We start from the raw sequence: 17551 nt of genomic DNA, 5'->3' as shown, positions 1-17551 counted from the left end.
TTAAAGTCTCTTAGATAATTGTTAATTAATTTTTTGTTTTTTTTGCTTAGGGGGAACGACGCCCATGGAGATCACATACTTCAATGCCTGATCGACGCTGATATCAAGTTCCACAATATCTTTTTTAGCGACCATCAGGAAAAATCCTGATGTGGGATTGGGTGTCGTAGGCACATAGACACTGACATACTTACCCTTTAAATGTTTTGCAATATCTGGACTGGGCTCCCCTGTCAAAAATGCAATGGTCTGGGTATCTCGAATAGGATAGTGAATGAGCACTGCTTTATTAAAAGCCCGACCTGACTCTGAGAATAAAGTATCGGATACTTGTTTGATACTTGAGTAAATAGAATTCACAAATGGAAGTCTTGATAACAATAATTCCCATAGCTTTAAGAACTGACGACCAAATAAATTAGAAGCTAGAAGTCCAATGCCAAGAATGACGGCAACGGTTAGGAGCACCCCTATACCTGGAATATCGAAACCAAAAAGATTTTTTGGTTGGTAATCGTAAGGTAACCAAATGAGTGTTTGGTCTAGAAAATGGATAAGAGAAGTAATGACCCATATCGTAATCGCTAAGGGTACTAGAACAAGTAAGCCTGTGAAAAAATATCGTTTAAACATAATTTAATTATTTAAGTTGAAGATGCAGCCGCATCTTTTTTGGTTTCAGTTTTTATATCAGCCTTTGCTGAACCCTCTTTTGCTTTATTTTTAAAATCTGTGACATACCATCCAGAACCCGTCAGTTGAAAGCTTGGTGCCGAGACTTGTTTTTTAAAAGTCTCTTTATGGCACTCAGGACATGCCATCAAAATTGGATCTGAAATTTTTCGCAGTAACTCTTTCGAACATCCGCAAGCTTCACATGTGAAATCAAAAATAGGCATGCGTTAAAAAGGAATGTCGTCTTCAAAATCATCAAAGTTTGTCGCAGCGGCTGCCTGCGGAGCACCACTTGTTCTTTGTGGAGCTTGGTTAAACTCATCATTACCTTGCGATGCAGTTTGACTTGGTGCGCTTGACGAACCGGTTGATGAGCCTCCACTGCTATCTCGACCGCCTAACATTTGCATGCTCTCTGCGACAATTTCAGTCGTGTAGCGATCTTGGCCTTCTTTTGTTTGCCATTTGCGGGTTTGGAGTCTGCCTTCAATAAATACAGGACGACCTTTTTTTAAATATTCGCCTGCGATCTCGGCTAATTTTCGATACATGACAATGTTATGCCATTCGGTACGCTCTTGCTTTTCACCGTTCTTATCTTTCCAGTTGTCTGTCGTTGCAATACTAAAATTGCACACCGCGTCTCCATTAGGCATAAATCGCACTTCAGGATCTTTTCCTAAATTACCCATTAAAATCACTTTATTCACTGACGCCATGTTTTCCTCCTAGTAACCGAATAATTGATGCTTCGTGAATCGTTTCGTGCTTGTTGACTTTGAGCATCACCTTGCCCTCTTCAAGCAAGATCATGACATCACGCACACCTTTTATTTTTTTTAATTGTTGTTGCACTGTTGCTAATTGTTTAGGGCTTTTGAGTAATGATTTATTTTGAATCATAAACATTAAGGTTTTAATTGCGGGTGGTGCTTTCATCGATAACGCAAAAACTACCCACAACGTCATCAAAATGGCACAAAACGAAAATACTGAAAAACTACCACCAGCATCCGCTAAAAAACCACCTAATAAACCACCAAAAAAGACACCTAATGACTGACAGGTATTATACACCCCAATCGCCGTCCCTTTAGCGCTTGGCGGGGCAATTTTGCTGATCAAACTGGGAAGACTTGCCTCTAAAACATTGAAAGCTACGAAGTAGACAAAAAGGGATGCTACTAGACCCCAAAAAACATTAATTAAAATGCCAAACATCAGTTGGGCAATGAGCATCAGAAAAATAGAGCTAATAAATACAAGCTTCGCTCTATTAAATTTTTCGCTCAGGATAATGATAGGAATCATAAAGACGAAAGAGCTTAGAAGTACAGGGAGATAAACTTTCCAGTGCTGATTGACATCCATACCACCTGAAGTGGCGAGTGCTATGGGCACCACAATAAACATGGCCATTTGTGCCGCATGAAGTGCAAAGATCCCAAAATTTAAACGCGAGAGTTCTTTATTTTTTAGAATGGATTTAAAGGAAGGGGCAGGTCCTTTTAATGTTTTAGAGGTGTTTATATTTAAAGGGGTGGGGACCACAAAACGCACGACTAAAATAGCTGACAATGATAAAAAACCTGTCAGCATAAAAATACCAGGCACACCTATGAGGCGATTTAATACTGGAGCGCCCATTAAAGACAAGGCAAAAGTAATACCAATCGTGGCTCCAATCATGGCCATCGCTTTGGTGCGATGTTCATCCCTTGTTAAATCTGCTACAAGCGCTGTAATTGCTGCTGAAATAGCTCCTGCCCCTTGAATCGCACGGCCTAAAATAATGATATTGATATCGTCTGAGTAACCTGAAACAAAAGAGCCTAAAGCGAATAAAAGTAGGCCAATATAGATAATGTTTTTGCGTCCATAACGGTCAGACAGCATACCGAAGGGCAATTGAAAGAGAGCTTGGGTTAAACCATAAGCCCCTAGGGCAAGACCTACCTGAAAAGCCGAGGGGCTTCCGGGCAAACCTTCCGCGTAAATAGCAAAAATAGGCAGGATTAAAAACATGCCTAACATTCTTAAGCCGTAGATCGATGCCAAACTTAAGCTGGATCGAATTTCGAGCGGGGTCATACCTTGTTCTATCTTCATAAACTTGAATTAGATATTTCTTATTTTCGAATAATTTCGTATATTAGCAGGTTACCTTTAAAAAGCTTAAGTTGCATGGATACGATTAAGATTCGCGGGGCTAGAACCCATAATTTAAAAAATATTTCACTCGATTTACCACGCAATAAATTGATTGTGATTACAGGCCTATCCGGTTCCGGCAAATCATCCTTGGCTTTTGATACGCTATATGCTGAAGGACAGCGTAGATACGTGGAGTCTTTATCGGCTTATGCACGTCAATTCTTAGAGCGCATGAATAAACCAGATGTGGATTTAATCGAAGGTTTATCCCCTGCCATTTCCATCGAACAAAAATCGACTTCACATAACCCTCGCTCCACTGTAGGTACGGTCACTGAAATTCATGATTACTTAAGACTTCTTTATGCCAGAGCGGGTGAGCCTGAATGTCCGACGCACGCACATACTCTAGAATCACAAACGGTATCCGAAATGGTGGATACATTATTGGCTCTGCCCAATGATACAAAAATTATGTTGTTAGCCCCCATCGTCAATAGTCGAAAGGGCGAGCAACAAGATTTATTTGAAGATTTAAAAGCACAAGGATTTATTCGTTTACGTATTGATGGTGAGATTTATGAAATTGATGCTCTACCAAAACTCACCAAAACTAAAAAGCATCAGGTGGATGTAGTCGTTGATCGCATTAAAATTAACCCAGAAATTAAACAGCGCATCACAGAGTCGACTGAAACTGCATTAAGGCTTGCTGATGGCAAAATGATTGCGATTGAAATGGATACCAATAAATCGCATCTATTCTCTGCAAAATTTGCATGTCCTTTATGCGATTACTCTTTAGAAGAATTAGAGCCGCGTATTTTCTCATTTAATAATCCGATGGGAGCTTGTCCTGAGTGTGACGGGCTTGGTAATATTAATTTCTTTGATCCCAAACGCGTGGTAGCTTTTCCACATTTGTCTCTTGCATCAGGGGCTATTAAAGGCTGGGATAAGCGCAATCAATTTTATTTCCAACTCCTTCAATCCTTAAGTGAGCATTACCAATTTGATTTAGAAACAGTCTTTGAAGAGTTGGCAGAAAAAATTCAAGACATCATTTTGAATGGCAGCGGGAGTGAGCAGATTAGTTTTTCTTATCTCAATGAGCGCGGTCAAATTAACAAAAAGATGCATAGCTTTGAAGGTATCTTAAATAATTTAAAACGTCGTTATCACGAAACCGATTCAGGGACCGTGCGTGATGAACTCGCAAAATATTTGAATATGCAAACCTGTCCTTCATGTGAGGGTTCACGTTTACGTATTGAAGCAAGACATGTCAAAGTGGGTAAAAAAAATATTCACGAAATATGCAATACCCCTTTAAAAGAAACGGTGCATTTTTTTGAGTCGCTGAAACTTAAAGGGGCTAAAAAAACCATCGCTGAAAAAATCATTTATGAAATTACCAGTCGCTTAAAGTTTTTAGTGAATGTCGGTTTAGATTATTTATCGCTTTCTCGATCAGCCGAAACCTTGTCAGGGGGTGAGGCACAACGTATTCGTCTAGCTTCACAAATTGGAAGTGGTTTAACGGGCGTGATGTATGTGTTAGACGAGCCATCCATTGGGCTTCATCAACGTGATAACGACCGCTTACTTGAAACTTTAAAGAGATTGCGCGATTTAGGTAATACTGTGATCGTCGTTGAGCACGATCAAGATGCGATTATGAGCGCTGATCATGTCGTCGACATTGGTCCGGGTGCAGGTGAACATGGGGGTTATATCGTGGCTGAAGGCACACCTAGGATGATTGCCAAACATCCTAAGTCACTGACAGGTCAATATATTAGTGGTCGTAAAGAAATCAAATATAAAAATAAACGCCTATTGCCACGCACTTTGAAATGGTTAGAGTTAAAAGGTGCCAAGGGAAATAATTTAAAAAATGTGCATCTTAAATTACCGATTGGGCTCCTCACTTGTGTTACAGGTGTGTCAGGTAGTGGCAAGTCTTCTCTCATCAATGACACGCTTTATCGTGCCGTCGCACATCATTTATATGGCAGCCATACTGAGCCTGCTGAGCATGCATCGATTAAAGGATTAGATTTTTTTGATAAGGTTGTTGATGTTGATCAAAGTCCGATTGGAAGAACACCTAGATCGAATCCTGCGACCTACACAGGGCTCTTTACCCCTACGCGAGAACTTTTTGCACAATTGAATGAAAGCCGAAACCGAGGTTACGGCCCCGGTCGTTTCTCATTTAACGTCAAGGGTGGTCGATGCGAAGCCTGTGAGGGGGATGGGGTGATCAAAGTGGAAATGCATTTCTTACCAGACGTCTATGTTCCTTGTGATATTTGCCAAGGGAAGCGTTATAACCGTGAAACTTTAGAGATTCAATTTAAAGGTAAAAACATCCATGAAGTTTTATCGATGACGGTTGAACAAGCCCATCAATTTTTTAATGCGATTCCTGCAGTTGAAAAAAAATTACGTACCCTCATTGAAGTCGGTTTAGGTTATATCACTCTCGGTCAAAATGCGACGACACTCTCAGGCGGTGAAGCACAGCGCGTTAAATTGGCTTTAGAACTTTCAAAACGTGATACGGGCCGCACACTGTATATCTTAGATGAGCCCACCACTGGACTTCATTTTGCCGATATTCAATTATTACTTGATGTGATTCATAAGCTTCGTGATGCAGGGAATACTATTGTCATCATTGAACATAATTTAGATGTGATTAAAACCGCAGACTGGGTGATCGATTTAGGCCCTGAAGGTGGGGATGGTGGTGGTGAAATTATTGCGGAAGGCACACCTGAAGAAGTTACTAATAACAAGAAGAGTTACACGGGTAAATATCTAAAGCCTTACTTAAAATAAATTACGGCACTTGAATCGCATTCATTCGCGATAAGATGATCCCGCTTCGCTCAATCAATCCTGAAGCATCTTGATGACGCTCATAATATTTAGGATTGGGAATCATAGAAGCTAACTTAGCCGACTGAAAACTATTCAAATCTCTTGCATGAGACGAAAAATAACGAAGGGATGCGGCTTCAATTCCATAGACATTACTCCCCCACTCAATCACATTCAAATAAATTTCTAAGATTCTTTGCTTACTTAAAATCGTTTCAAGCATGAGCGTGATAATTGTTTCTTCTGCTTTTCGCCAAGGCGTTCTTTGATTGGATAAGAATAAGTTTTTAGCAAGTTGCTGACTGATAGTGGAACCTCCCGCTACAATTTTTTTACGTTGCTTATTTTTTTCGTAAGCTTTTTCAATACCCTCCCAATCAAAACCTTCATGGTCAATAAACTTGGCATCCTCGGCTGCAATCACAGCTTGTTTAATGTTGATCGAGATTTGGTTGTAATTCACCCATTGATGACGAAGGGTTGCTTTTTCATCTTTCTTTTGAAGGTGTTCGAGTCTTGTTTCCATGAAAGCACTTTCACCTGGATTAATAACCGTCCACAAAATAATGTGAAGTAAAATCCAAAGCTGATAGAAAAAAAACAAAAGAAATAAGACGGATGCAATCTTTCCTTTAAAAGAGCGATGGTTCCAAAATAAATTTTTTAATCTTTGCGGCAATTAATGTGATCTTAAAGATTCAATGACAGATTTTGTTGTGGGTTGAATGTGATGCCAAATAAAAAAAGCTTCTGCCGCTTGTTCAACCAACATACCTAGACCATCTGATGTTTTAGACCCTTGTGATATAGCTTTTCTAATATAGGATGTTTCTTTGCCATACATCATGTCGTAGGCTAAACAGCCTTCATGAAAAACTTTTGGATCCATATGAAGCTCAGCATTGCTTAAGCTTGCTGAGGTTGCATTGATAATGACATCAAAATATTGATGCGGACATTTTAGAGTTTCAGTGACGTTTAAATTCACATCAAAACTTTTTGCATGCACATCCATTTTATTTTGAATCACGTTTGATTTTTCAATCGTACGATTGGTAAGCGTTAATTCAGATGGTGTTTTTTCTAAGAGGGAGTAAATCACACCTTCTGCCGCACCACCCGCGCCAATGAGTAAAATTTTCTTATGTTTTAACTGAGTATTGAGATTTTTTTCGAGATCTCTTACTAATCCTATGCCGTCAGTATTGTGGCCAATGATTTCATCTTCCTTAAATTCGAGCGTGTTGACCGCTTCAGCGATTCTCGCGTGACTGGAATGTGTGGTTGCTAATTGGTAGGCTTCTTTTTTAAAAGGCAACGTGACATTTGCCCCAGTGAATTTTTGTTGGATGAGCTGATGCATTGTATTTTTAAACTGATCGAGAGGCGACAGAACAGCTTCGTAATCAATATCTAGCCCAGTTTCTTTAGCAAACGCTGCATGAATTTGAGGAGATAGGCTGTGATGAATTGGATTACCAATCACGGCAAAATGTTTTTTAAGATCAGTCATAGAGCGCTATCACATCGATTTAATTAAGGTTTTGAGTATAAGTGTTTTTTAAAAAACTGCCATCAAACTCATTTATGCACTTTATAAGTGCATAAAACTCATATATGCATTTTTTTGGTGCAATTTTTAACATTTCTCTTTTAAATCTCCAGTAATACCATGGGCTTATGACATTATTCGATTGGCACAATTTATGCTTACTATTAATATGTTGAAATGTATTAATGAACAACAGTTTGAATCACAATTGAAGCTTTTAGGAGAATGAAATGGCAATCGCTGATGTAATGAAAAAGATTAAAGATAACAACGTTAAATTCGTGGACTTTAGATTCACGGATACGAGAGGCAAAGAACAGCACGTCAGCGTGCCTGTCTCAGCTTTTGATGAAGATAAATTTAAACAAGGTCACGCATTCGATGGTTCATCGATTTCAGGTTGGAAGGGTATTCAGGCCTCTGACATGTTGCTCATGCCAGATCCAGATACGGCAAATATCGATCCATTTATGGAAGAGCCAACGCTTATCCTGACATGCGATGTCGTAGATCCAACAGACGGTAAAGGTTATGAGCGTTGTCCACGAAGCTTAGCGCGTCGTGCAGAAGCTTATTTAAAATCAACAGGTATAGGTGACACAGCTTACTTTGGCCCAGAGCCCGAATTCTTTATTTTTGATTCCATCACTTGGTCTCAAGGTATGGACGGATGTCACGTTAAAATTAATTCAGAAGAAGGTGCATGGGACTCAGCCACTCAGCATGAAGGCGGCAATACTGGCCACCGTCCAGGCGTGAAAGGCGGTTACTTCCCAGTACCACCCGTGGACTCACTTCAAGATGTGCGTTCAGCAATGTCGATCACATTAGAAGCGATGGGCGTTCCCGTTGAAGTGCATCACCATGAAGTCGCAACCGCAGGCCAATGTGAAATTGGTACTAAATTTAGCACACTCACACAGCGTGCCGATTGGACACAACTTCTTAAATACGTGGTGTTAAACACTGCACATAACTATGGCAAAACAGCGACATTCATGCCAAAACCTATCGTAGGTGATAACGGCTCAGGTATGCATGTACATCAATCGATTTGGAAAGATGGTAAAAACTTATTTGCGGGCTCAGGCTACGCAGGTTTAAGTGAGCTCGCATTGTTCTATATTGGTGGCGTGATTAAACATGCGCGTGCACTCAATGCGATTACTAATCCAGGTACGAACTCATATAAACGTTTAGTACCAGGCTTTGAGGCCCCAGTGAAATTAGCGTACTCTGCGAAGAATCGTTCAGCATCCATTCGTATTCCATTCGTGGAAGGTGACAAAGCGCGTCGTATCGAAGCGCGATTCCCTGATCCAATAGCGAATCCATATCTTGCATTCAGCGCATTGATGATGGCAGGTCTAGATGGTATTCAAAATAAGATTCACCCAGGTGAGCCCGCTACAAAAGACTTGTACCATTTAACACCTGAAGAAGATGCGCAAGTACCGACAGTATGTTCATCTCTTGAACAAGCGCTTGAGTATTTAGATAAAGATCGCGAGTTCTTAACACGCGGTGGTGTATTTACCGATGACTGGATCAATAGTTATATCGATCTTAAGATGGAAGAAGTTACTAAGATGCGCATGACACCGCATCCAATTGAATTCGGCATGTATTACAGCTGCTAATTCATTGAAACAATTAAAAAGACGGCTTTGATAGCCGTCTTTTTTTGTGCCTTCATTTTGGGCTAAATCCATATATGCACTATTTTAGTGCATTACCTCTTAATATTCCTTACAATATACTCATGCATCCTCGTAAATAGGCCTTAAGACCATCTGTCAAAGTTGGCTCGAGTTTTGCTTGTTATATAAATGAAAATGGAAAATTCATGAAAAAAACCACTATGCCATCCTTAACCCCAGAGCTTAAGGGGATTGAACACTTAGCAAGTGCGGTATTGCTATGTGATATTGAGGGTCATATTTTGTATATGAACCCATCGGCCGAGATTTTATTTGGACTCAGTGCTAAACATATTTACAAGATGGCACTGGACGAGGCATTTCCTCATTCTGATATTTTAAAATTAGCCATCAGCCAAGCTTTAAATAGTGACACACCTTATCGTGAACATGAGTTTTTGATTACCACCTTAAAGCATCAGTCTTATTCTGTGACATGCACCATTACACCTATTCAAACTGGGTCGATCAGATACATTCTTGAGTTCCAACAAATGGATCAACAATTAAGAATTGCAAAAGAAGAACGCATGTTGATTCAACAACAAGCGAACTCAGAATTGATTCGTAATTTAGCGCATGAAATTAGAAATCCATTGGGTGGCTTAAGAGGAGCCGCTCAACTTCTAGAGCATGAACTCCCTGACGTTTCACTAAAAGAATATACACAAGTCATTATTAAAGAAGCGGATCGTTTGCAGTCGCTTATGGATCGACTGCTTGTTCCTCATCAAAAGCCTAAATATGAACCGACAAATATTCATGAGGTTTTGGAGCGCGTGCGAAGTTTGTTGCTAGCTGAATCGCCCGATGAAATAAAAATTCAGCGTGATTACGATACGAGTCTACCTGACATTGTTGGAGACCGAGAAAAATTAATTCAGGCAGTGCTTAATATTGCGCGGAATGCCGTTCAAGCGATGCATGAAAAACAACAACAAGGGTTAATCATTTTTAAAACGAGAGCTGAACGTCAAATCATGCTTGCTAAAAAACGATACCGTGTCGGTATTAAACTCGACATTATTGATAACGGACCTGGCATCCCTGCAGGTATTCGCGACAAAATATTTTATCCGCTCGTCTCCGGCCGCGAAGGGGGCTCAGGACTCGGACTATCACTAGCGCAAACTTATGTCAGTCAGCACCAGGGGATGATTGAGTGTAAGAGTGAGCCAGGACAAACAACATTCACAATTTTATTACCGATAAAAGATTTAGATGTAAAAGACATTTCTATTCACAATCAAGAATCACAAGGATCTTCACTATGAAAGCAATTTGGATTATCGACGATGACAAATCCATTCGATGGGTATTTGAAAAAGCACTCGCACGAACTGACTTAAATTTTAAAACATTTAGTTCGATTAAAGAGGCACTTGGTGCCATCAAAGATGAAGAGCCGCAAGTGATTGTGAGTGATATTAGAATGCCGCAAGGCTCAGGCTTAGAACTCCTTCAAGTGATCAAAGAAAAATATGCACATATACCAGTGATCATCATGACAGCTTATTCTGATTTGGAAAGTGCGGTCGCCGCATTTCAAGGAGGAGCGTTTGAATATTTAGCTAAACCTTTTGATGTCGATCAAGCGATTGAAATTATTCATCGTGCGATTGATGAATCTTTAAAGCAAACGAATCAAGAAGTCTTATTTGAAAACTCAACCGAAATGATTGGACATGCGCCATCGATGCAAGAAGTTTTTCGTGCGATCGGACGACTGAGCCGCTCTCACGCTACGGTTCTTATTAATGGTGAATCAGGTAGTGGTAAAGAGTTAGTTGCAAGTGCACTTCATAAACATTCCCCTCGTGCAGATAAACCTTTTATCGCGATTAATACAGCCGCTATTCCAAAAGATTTATTAGAGTCTGAACTTTTTGGCCATGAGCGCGGTGCATTTACAGGAGCGCAAGCTTTGCGCAAAGGTCGTTTTGAACAAGCAGATGGCGGTACACTTTTTTTAGATGAGATTGGTGATATGCCAGCTGATCTTCAAACAAGACTTTTACGTGTTTTAAGTGATGGTCAGTTTTATCGTGTCGGTGGGCATAATCCAATTAAAGTTAATGTGCGTGTGATTGCAGCGACTCACCAAGATATGGAAGAAAGAGTTAAAGCAGGACTCTTCCGCGAAGATTTATTTCATAGACTTAATGTCATTCGTTTACGTTTACCTGCCTTAAGAGAGCGCGCAGAAGACGTTCCAGATTTAGCCCGTCACTTTTTACAACAAAGCGCACAGCAACTAGGTGTCGAAACAAAAATTTTATCTGAAGATACCTTAAGTTATTTATCGCACCTTCATTGGAGTGGCAACGTGCGTCAGCTTGAAAATGTCTGTCATTGGTTAACGGTCATGGCCCCAGGTCAAAATATTGACATCAAAGATTTGCCACCCGAACTCAGAAATAATGATATGTATAAAGAAGTGTCAGCTAATTGGAAAGATGCACTTAAACAAGAAGTGCAATTAGCATTGAACAAAGATCAGAAAGATATTCTGACGCACTTAAATCAAACCTTCGAAAAGATCCTAATTGAAGAAGCACTTTTGTTTACAAAAGGAAGACGCATTGAGGCAGCTGAAATGTTAGGCTTAGGGAGAAATACTTTAACCCGAAAAGTTAAAGAATTAAAAATCGAAAAATAATTTTATTTCTGTCAGTAACGTTGATATTTGTTCTGACAAAAATTTAAAAAGCGGCATTTTACAAAACGAACCCAATTTTTAAGGGCAATTATTGTTTGACGTAAGCTTCGAGTTCTTTAATTAGATTTTTTTGATACACAATCATTTCTTTAGCTACATCGCCCAAAGACAACATACCAATGACTTTTTGGCCATCCGTGATCGGCAAGTGACGAATATGATTTTCGGTCATAAGCGTCATGGCTTTTTCAAAAGTATCTTTACCTTGTCCCACAAGTACATTTTTAGTCATCACTTCTTGAATGGTAGTGACTTTAGATGATTTGCCTTTCAGAACAACTTCACGCGCGTAATCACGCTCTGAAAAAATCCCAACCATTTTGTCTTGATCCATCACAATGAGAGCACCAATCTTATATTCAGCTAAGATAATGAGCGCATCAATCACCGGACGATTAGGAGCAATGCTAATGACTTCTTTATGCTTTTTATCAGCAATAAGTTGAGCGGCTGTTTTCATAAATCACCTTTTTTTGAAAAGCTTAAGATCTTAAAGATACACTTTATAATAATGTCACTATATTAAACAAGTATAAAAATGCTTCTTAAAAAAAATCAAGGCCTGATGGCTTTTTTAGCTCTCATGCTTTTGTGCCTTATCTGGGGTTATAACTGGGTGGTGATGAAAAATGCCCTTCATTTTGCAGGCCCTTTTGATTTTGCAGCCCTCAGAACTATCCTAGGCGCGCTTTGTTTATTCATCGTGATGCTTATCTTAAAAAAACCTTTCAAAATTAAAGAAATTCCAAGTCTAATTATTTTGGGCCTCCTTCAAACGGCAGGCTTTACAGGGCTTTTGGTATGGGCCTTAGTCGAGGGCGGTGCCGGCAAAACAGCGGTACTTACTTATACGATGCCTTTTTGGACCATGCTTTTGGCATGGCCACTTTTAGGCGAAAAATTAAGTGGCTGGCAATGGCCTGCGGCTTTCTTTTCATTGATGGGCATTTTATTTATTTTAGACCCGCTTCATTTAGGCACCGATTTATTCAGTATGGTGTTAGCGATTGTATCTGGCATTTCATGGGCGCTCGCCGTGATCTTGGCTAAAAAACTTCAGGCTCGATCCCCTGATCTTGATCTTATTTCTTTGACTGCTTGGCAAATGCTTTTTGGCTCAATACCTATTGTTATCTTCGCTTTAATGACGCATACGACTTCGATTGAATGGAATGGTTACTTTATAGGGGCACTCATATATAACTCAGTCTTTGGAAATGCCATTGCATGGCTATTATGGCTATATGCATTAAGACATTTATCAGCAGGTGTTGCCACCATGACCACCACAGTTTGTCCTGTGATTGCCGTCATGGCATCATCAATTGAGCTTCATGAATTCATTAAACCTTTTGAATTTGTAGGTATGTTCTTCATTGGCATATCCCTTTTAATGATTTCTTATGATCGTATTAAAAGGCACCAAGAAGGGCTTGTTCAGCCATGGCTTAAAAATGAACCCATGATAAAATCAAGGCATAGAAAGGGTTAAGCATGGCAGGACATTCCAAATGGGCGAATATTCAACACCGCAAGGGTCGCCAAGACGCTAAGCGCGGAAAAGTATTCACAAAAATTATCAAAGAAATTACAGTTTCAGCAAGGCTCGCTGGTGGAGAAGTGAACTTCAATCCGAGATTGAGAGCTGCTGTGGCACTCGCTAAAGAAGAAAATATGCCACAAGACAATATCACGCGTGCCATTAAAAAAGGCACAGGAGAGTTAGAAGGTGTGAGTTACGAAGAAGTAAGATACGAAGGATACGGTATAGGCGGAGCGGCCATTATTATTGATTGCTTAACGGATAATAAACAAAGAGCGGTCGCTGATGTGAGACATGCACTCACTAAACATGGCGGCAATTTAGGCACCGATGGATCTGTGGCTTTTTTGTTTAAACATTGTGGACGTATCTTTTTTGCGCCCGGCACAGATGAAGACAAAGTCATGGAAGTGGCTTTAGAGGCAGGTGCTGAAGATATTATCAATGATGAGGACGGGAGTATTGAGGTGATCACGCCTACTCAAGAATTTATTCAGATTAAGGAAGCGCTTTTAAGTGCAGGTTTAAAAATAGAATTAGCCGAAGTCGCGATGCGACCTACACTAGAAAATGCTTTAAGTGGAGATGACGGTATTCGCATGCAAAAAATTCTAGATACGCTTGATGACTTAGATGATGTTCAGGAAGTTTATACCACAGCAGTGATTGAAGATTAAATTCATCATTGAGTGATCCTATTATCATCCTTGGTATTGATCCTGGTCTAAGAATGACAGGGTTCGGTGTCGTAGAAAAAAGTGGTGACAAGATTCGCTATCTTGGAAGTGGTGTGATTAAAACGGTCAGCGCTAAGGTTGATGCGCGTGATAGTTTGCCTGAGCGCATTCAAATTATTTTAGAAGGGCTCTTTGAAGTGATCGATCAATACAAGCCAAAACAAGTCGCTATTGAAAAAGTGTTTGTGAATGTGAATCCACAATCTACCCTTTTATTAGGTCAAGCAAGAGGAGCTGCCATCAGCGCTGCTGTGATCAAAAAATTACCTGTGTATGAATACACAGCATTGCAAGTTAAAAAATCAGTAGTAGGTTCAGGACATGCCAAAAAAGAGCAGGTGCAAGAAATGGTCAAACGCTTTTTAAAATTACCCGAATTACCGCAAGCCGATTCTGCAGATGCGCTTGCATGTGCGATGTGTCATGCTCATGCTTATAACCAATTGCAAAGTATGGATGCTTTAAGTTACCGCATGAAAAAAGGTAGGCTCGTATGATAGGCAGAATTTCCGGCATTCTTTTAGATAAAACACCTCCTTTGGCTTTAATTGATTGCAATGGTGTGGGTTATGAATGTGAAGTCCCTATGAGTACTTTTTATTTGCTGCCTCAAGTAGGAGATAAAGTCACATTACTCACGCACTTTGTCGTGCGTGAAGATGCGCAGCTTCTCTTTGGTTTTGGCACTCACCAAGAACGTTTGATGTTTAGACAGCTTTTAAAAGTGAACGGGATTGGAGCTAAGTCTGCACTCGCGATTTTAAGTGGCTTATCCATTGATGAATTGATTCAAGCCGTGTCACTTCAAGAAGCAGGACTTTTAACTCGTGTGCCTGGTATTGGCAAAAAAACAGCCGAACGATTGCTATTAGAATTGAAAGATAAATTCACGCTTGATTCAGCGCTAAGTATTAAGGGTTCTGGTATCACATCGATCAGCCAAGATGTACTCAATGCGCTCATTGCATTAGGCTACAATGAACGCGAATCTTTAAATGCAGTCAAAAGTTTAGATATAAATCTCACTGTGAATGACGGCATTAAACAAGCTTTAAAATATTTATCTAAAGGCTAATGAAGACGCATGATTGAATCTGATCGTTTTGTAGCAAGTACCGTGAATGAGCCTGTTGAGGAATCTATTGAGCGCGCACTTCGCCCCAAAGAGCTTCAAGAATATGTCGGCCAAGAAAAAGTCAGAAGCCAATTAGAGATTTTTATTTCAGCGGCTAAAAATAGAAACGAAGCGTTAGATCATGTATTACTTTTTGGACCGCCCGGTTTAGGCAAAACCACTTTAGCGCACATCATTGCAAAAGAAATGGGTGTTAATCTTCGCCAAACATCAGGCCCTGTTTTAGAAAAAGCAGGCGACCTCGCAGCACTCCTTACCAATTTAGAACCGAATGATGTTTTATTCATTGATGAGATTCATCGTTTGTCACCTGTCATCGAAGAAATTTTATACCCCGCGATGGAGGATTACCGACTTGATATCATGATTGGTGAAGGTCCATCGGCAAGATCAGTGCGACTTGATTTGCCACCTTTTACCTTAGTGGGGGCGACCACACGAGCAGGTATGCTCACCAATCCACTTCGTGATCGTTTTGGTATTGTCTCTCGACTAGAGTTTTATAGTGAAACTGAATTAGCAAAAATTGTGGATCGTTCATCCAGTCTTTTAGAAGCCGATATTGATCCTTCAGGCTCGTTAGAAATTGCAAAACGTTCACGAGGCACACCTCGCATTGCAAACCGTTTATTAAGACGTGTACGCGATTACGCACAAGTCAAATCCAATGGAAAAATTACAGCGTCAATTGCAGATGACGCACTTAAAATGTTGGATGTAGATTTATTAGGGCTAGATGTCATGGATCGAAAGCTTCTCCAAGCGATCCTAGAAAAATTCAATGGAGGCCCGGTCGGTATTGATAATTTAGCTGCCGCCATTGGTGAAGAGCGGGAAACCATTGAAGATGTTTTGGAGCCCTATCTTATTCAACAAGGTTATCTCATGCGTACCCCTCGCGGACGTGTCGTGACACAAGCGACTTATCTTCACTTTGGTATGAAGCCACCTTCACAACAACCCACAGATAACTTATGGCAGGAATAAGAACTTTTTCATTCCCTGTTCGTATTTATTTTGAAGACACCGATAGTGGTGGTGTTGTTTATCACGCTAACTATTTAAAATTTATGGAGCGCGCAAGAACGGAATGGTTGAGAAGTGTTGGAATTGACCAACACCATTTAAAACATCATGATCATATAATGTTCGTCGTGCATCGAATCGATATTCAATACAAACTCCCCGCACGTTTTAATGATGACTTAATCGTTAAAAGTGAGCTCAAAGATATAGGCTCTAGCAAAATTGAGTTTAGACAAATGATTTATCGTGACAATGAAATGTTAATTGATGCAAGTGTCGATATTGCTTGTATCGATAGTGAAAAATTTAAACCCGTCAGAATCCCATCCACTGTTAAACAAACCATGGAGTCTTTATGAATGTTGTAAATGATTTATCTTTTTTAAGTTTGATTACAGGAGCAACCATTCCTGTTCAACTTGTCATGTTAATTTTATTAGCTGCTTCTGGATTTTCTTGGTGGTATATCTTTATTAAAGTCTCTGTATTAAAAAGTGCAGAACTCGCAGTGGATGAATTTGAAAACACATTCTGGACAAGTGGGGATCTCAATAAACTCCATGACAGTATTCATAGTGGCCGCATTAAGAATAAAGGTCTAGCGACTATTTTTGAAGCAGGCTATAAAGAATTTAATCGGCATAAAACATCCAAAAGCGATATGAGCGATGTGATTGAAGGTGTGCGCCGAGCCATGCGTGCTACTTATAATCGTGAACTTGATTTCTTAGATGCACATTTACCTTTTCTAGCATCAGTGGGATCTGTAAGTCCTTACATTGGTTTATTTGGAACAGTATGGGGCATCATGAATGCCTTTAGAGGACTCGCCAATGTAGCACAAGCAACGCTCACTCAAGTGGCTCCTGGGATTGCAGAGGCATTAATCGCAACTGCCATTGGTTTATTTGCAGCGATTCCAGCTGTCATTGCCTATAACCGTTTTGCAACTTCAGTGGATCGTTTATCGGTGAGATATGAAAGCTTCATGGAAGAGTTCATTAATATCTTACAAAGAAAAGGATAAGTGATGCGCAAACGTCGCTTAATGAATCAGATCAATGTGGTGCCATACATTGATGTGACTTTAGTTTTACTTGTTATTTTTATGGTGACAGCCCCTATGACGAATCCGGGTGTCGTGGAGCTTCCTGAAGTAGGTGAGACATTAAAACAAACAGGAGCGCCCATTGTGATTACCATAAAACTTAATAGCACGATTGAGATTGAGGGTGAGACTTATACGCGCGATCGATTGTTAAGCCACGTGCAGTCTTTAATTAAAACAACGCCTGATCGAGCACTTGTGATCGCCGCTGACAAGAATGTGAAATACGATGAAGTGATAAGTGTCATGGATCTTTTAAAACAAAATAATGTTTCTAAAGTGGGCTTACTCTTGAAACCACAAAAATAAATAT

At 40.0% G+C, this 17551-nt stretch carries 19 protein-coding genes; 12 read left to right on the top strand and 7 right to left on the bottom strand.

Translation table 11 applies throughout. The features are described from left to right. Nucleotides 1-21: 21 nt before the first annotated feature. The 4 genes from FIT70_RS06200 to FIT70_RS06185 are packed head-to-tail and all read right to left on the bottom strand — an operon-like array spanning nucleotide 22 to nucleotide 2784. Entirely contained in the window at nucleotides 22-633 is a 612-nt protein-coding gene (locus tag FIT70_RS06200; RefSeq protein WP_139870692.1) for a DUF502 domain-containing protein, read from the bottom strand. An 11-nt stretch (nucleotides 634-644) separates the two neighbouring features. Beyond that, complete coding sequence (locus tag FIT70_RS06195) at nucleotides 645-899, bottom strand: FmdB family zinc ribbon protein (protein WP_139881915.1); 255 nt, start codon at nucleotides 897-899, stop codon at nucleotides 645-647. A gap of 3 nt (nucleotides 900-902) precedes the next feature. Continuing rightward, nucleotides 903-1394: a single-stranded DNA-binding protein gene (locus tag FIT70_RS06190; RefSeq protein WP_139931206.1), complete on the bottom strand. Its 492-nt coding sequence runs from the start codon at nucleotides 1392-1394 to the stop codon at nucleotides 903-905. Next, nucleotides 1378-2784, bottom strand: coding sequence for an MFS transporter (locus FIT70_RS06185; protein ID WP_223257728.1), 1407 nt, complete (start codon nucleotides 2782-2784; stop codon nucleotides 1378-1380). Before FIT70_RS06185 ends, FIT70_RS06190 begins: the two co-directional genes overlap by 17 nt. Before the next feature lie 75 nt (nucleotides 2785-2859). Between FIT70_RS06185 and uvrA the strand changes: the two genes are divergently transcribed. After that, nucleotides 2860-5676: an excinuclease ABC subunit UvrA gene (gene uvrA / locus FIT70_RS06180; RefSeq protein WP_139931204.1), complete on the top strand. Its 2817-nt coding sequence runs from the start codon at nucleotides 2860-2862 to the stop codon at nucleotides 5674-5676. 1 nt (nucleotide 5677) lies between these two features. Here uvrA and mtgA read toward each other — a convergent pair whose 3' ends face one another. Both mtgA and aroE read right to left on the bottom strand, forming a co-directional pair. Further along, complete coding sequence (gene mtgA / locus FIT70_RS06175) at nucleotides 5678-6397, bottom strand: monofunctional biosynthetic peptidoglycan transglycosylase (RefSeq protein WP_139931202.1); 720 nt, start codon at nucleotides 6395-6397, stop codon at nucleotides 5678-5680. Then, complete coding sequence (gene aroE, locus FIT70_RS06170; protein ID WP_139931200.1) at nucleotides 6398-7231, bottom strand: shikimate dehydrogenase; 834 nt, start codon at nucleotides 7229-7231, stop codon at nucleotides 6398-6400. A 269-nt stretch (nucleotides 7232-7500) separates the two neighbouring features. Here aroE and glnA point away from each other — a divergent pair, with 269 nt between their 5' ends. From glnA to ntrC, 3 genes are all read left to right on the top strand, one after another. Then, complete coding sequence (gene glnA / locus FIT70_RS06165; protein ID WP_139877774.1) at nucleotides 7501-8910, top strand: type I glutamate--ammonia ligase; 1410 nt, start codon at nucleotides 7501-7503, stop codon at nucleotides 8908-8910. 206 nt (nucleotides 8911-9116) lie between these two features. Then, nucleotides 9117-10244 carry a nitrogen regulation protein NR(II) gene (glnL, locus tag FIT70_RS06160; RefSeq protein WP_420897681.1) on the top strand — a complete coding sequence of 376 codons (1128 nt, stop codon included), beginning with the start codon at nucleotides 9117-9119 and terminating at the stop codon, nucleotides 10242-10244. Continuing rightward, entirely contained in the window at nucleotides 10241-11629 is a 1389-nt protein-coding gene (ntrC, locus tag FIT70_RS06155; RefSeq protein WP_139931199.1) for a nitrogen regulation protein NR(I), read from the top strand. The genes glnL and ntrC overlap by 4 nt, the downstream gene beginning before the upstream one ends. Nucleotides 11630-11717: 88 nt before the next feature. Here the strand turns inward: ntrC and FIT70_RS06150 are convergent, their stop codons facing one another. Further along, nucleotides 11718-12149, bottom strand: coding sequence for a CBS domain-containing protein (locus FIT70_RS06150; protein ID WP_139868494.1), 432 nt, complete (start codon nucleotides 12147-12149; stop codon nucleotides 11718-11720). Nucleotides 12150-12227: 78 nt separating this feature from the next. Here FIT70_RS06150 and FIT70_RS06145 point away from each other — a divergent pair, with 78 nt between their 5' ends. Genes FIT70_RS06145 through FIT70_RS06110 form a run of 8 tightly spaced genes read left to right on the top strand, consistent with a single transcriptional unit; the run spans nucleotide 12228 to nucleotide 17547 of the window. Further along, a complete protein-coding gene (locus FIT70_RS06145; protein ID WP_139874858.1) occupies nucleotides 12228-13181 on the top strand; it encodes a DMT family transporter in 954 nt (317 codons plus the stop codon). Nucleotides 13182-13183: 2 nt separating this feature from the next. Further along, nucleotides 13184-13909 (top strand): YebC/PmpR family DNA-binding transcriptional regulator, encoded by a 726-nt coding sequence (locus FIT70_RS06140; RefSeq protein ID WP_139874857.1) that lies wholly within the window; start codon nucleotides 13184-13186, stop codon nucleotides 13907-13909. 53 nt (nucleotides 13910-13962) lie between these two features. Beyond that, nucleotides 13963-14466 (top strand): crossover junction endodeoxyribonuclease RuvC, encoded by a 504-nt coding sequence (gene ruvC / locus FIT70_RS06135; protein WP_420897696.1) that lies wholly within the window; start codon nucleotides 13963-13965, stop codon nucleotides 14464-14466. After that, entirely contained in the window at nucleotides 14463-15044 is a 582-nt protein-coding gene (ruvA, locus tag FIT70_RS06130; protein ID WP_139931197.1) for a Holliday junction branch migration protein RuvA, read from the top strand. Before ruvC ends, ruvA begins: the two co-directional genes overlap by 4 nt. 9 nt (nucleotides 15045-15053) lie before the next feature. Next, nucleotides 15054-16091, top strand: a complete 1038-nt coding sequence (gene ruvB, locus FIT70_RS06125; RefSeq protein ID WP_139931195.1) for a Holliday junction branch migration DNA helicase RuvB — start codon at nucleotides 15054-15056, stop codon at nucleotides 16089-16091. Then, on the top strand, nucleotides 16079-16489 hold the full coding sequence (gene ybgC, locus FIT70_RS06120) for a tol-pal system-associated acyl-CoA thioesterase (protein ID WP_139931193.1): 411 nt from the start codon (nucleotides 16079-16081) through the stop codon (nucleotides 16487-16489). The genes ruvB and ybgC overlap by 13 nt, the downstream gene beginning before the upstream one ends. After that, nucleotides 16486-17157, top strand: a complete 672-nt coding sequence (gene tolQ, locus FIT70_RS06115) for a protein TolQ (RefSeq protein WP_139931191.1) — start codon at nucleotides 16486-16488, stop codon at nucleotides 17155-17157. Before ybgC ends, tolQ begins: the two co-directional genes overlap by 4 nt. A gap of 3 nt (nucleotides 17158-17160) precedes the next feature. Further along, a complete protein-coding gene (locus FIT70_RS06110; protein WP_223257727.1) occupies nucleotides 17161-17547 on the top strand; it encodes a biopolymer transporter ExbD in 387 nt (128 codons plus the stop codon). Nucleotides 17548-17551 lie beyond the last annotated feature (4 nt).

The organism is Candidatus Methylopumilus universalis (assembly GCF_006364435.1).
In the GTDB taxonomy this organism is placed as follows: domain Bacteria; phylum Pseudomonadota; class Gammaproteobacteria; order Burkholderiales; family Methylophilaceae; genus Methylopumilus; species Methylopumilus universalis.
Note: the sequence above shows the minus strand (reverse complement) of the source record. Positions and strands in the feature narration are given on the sequence as shown.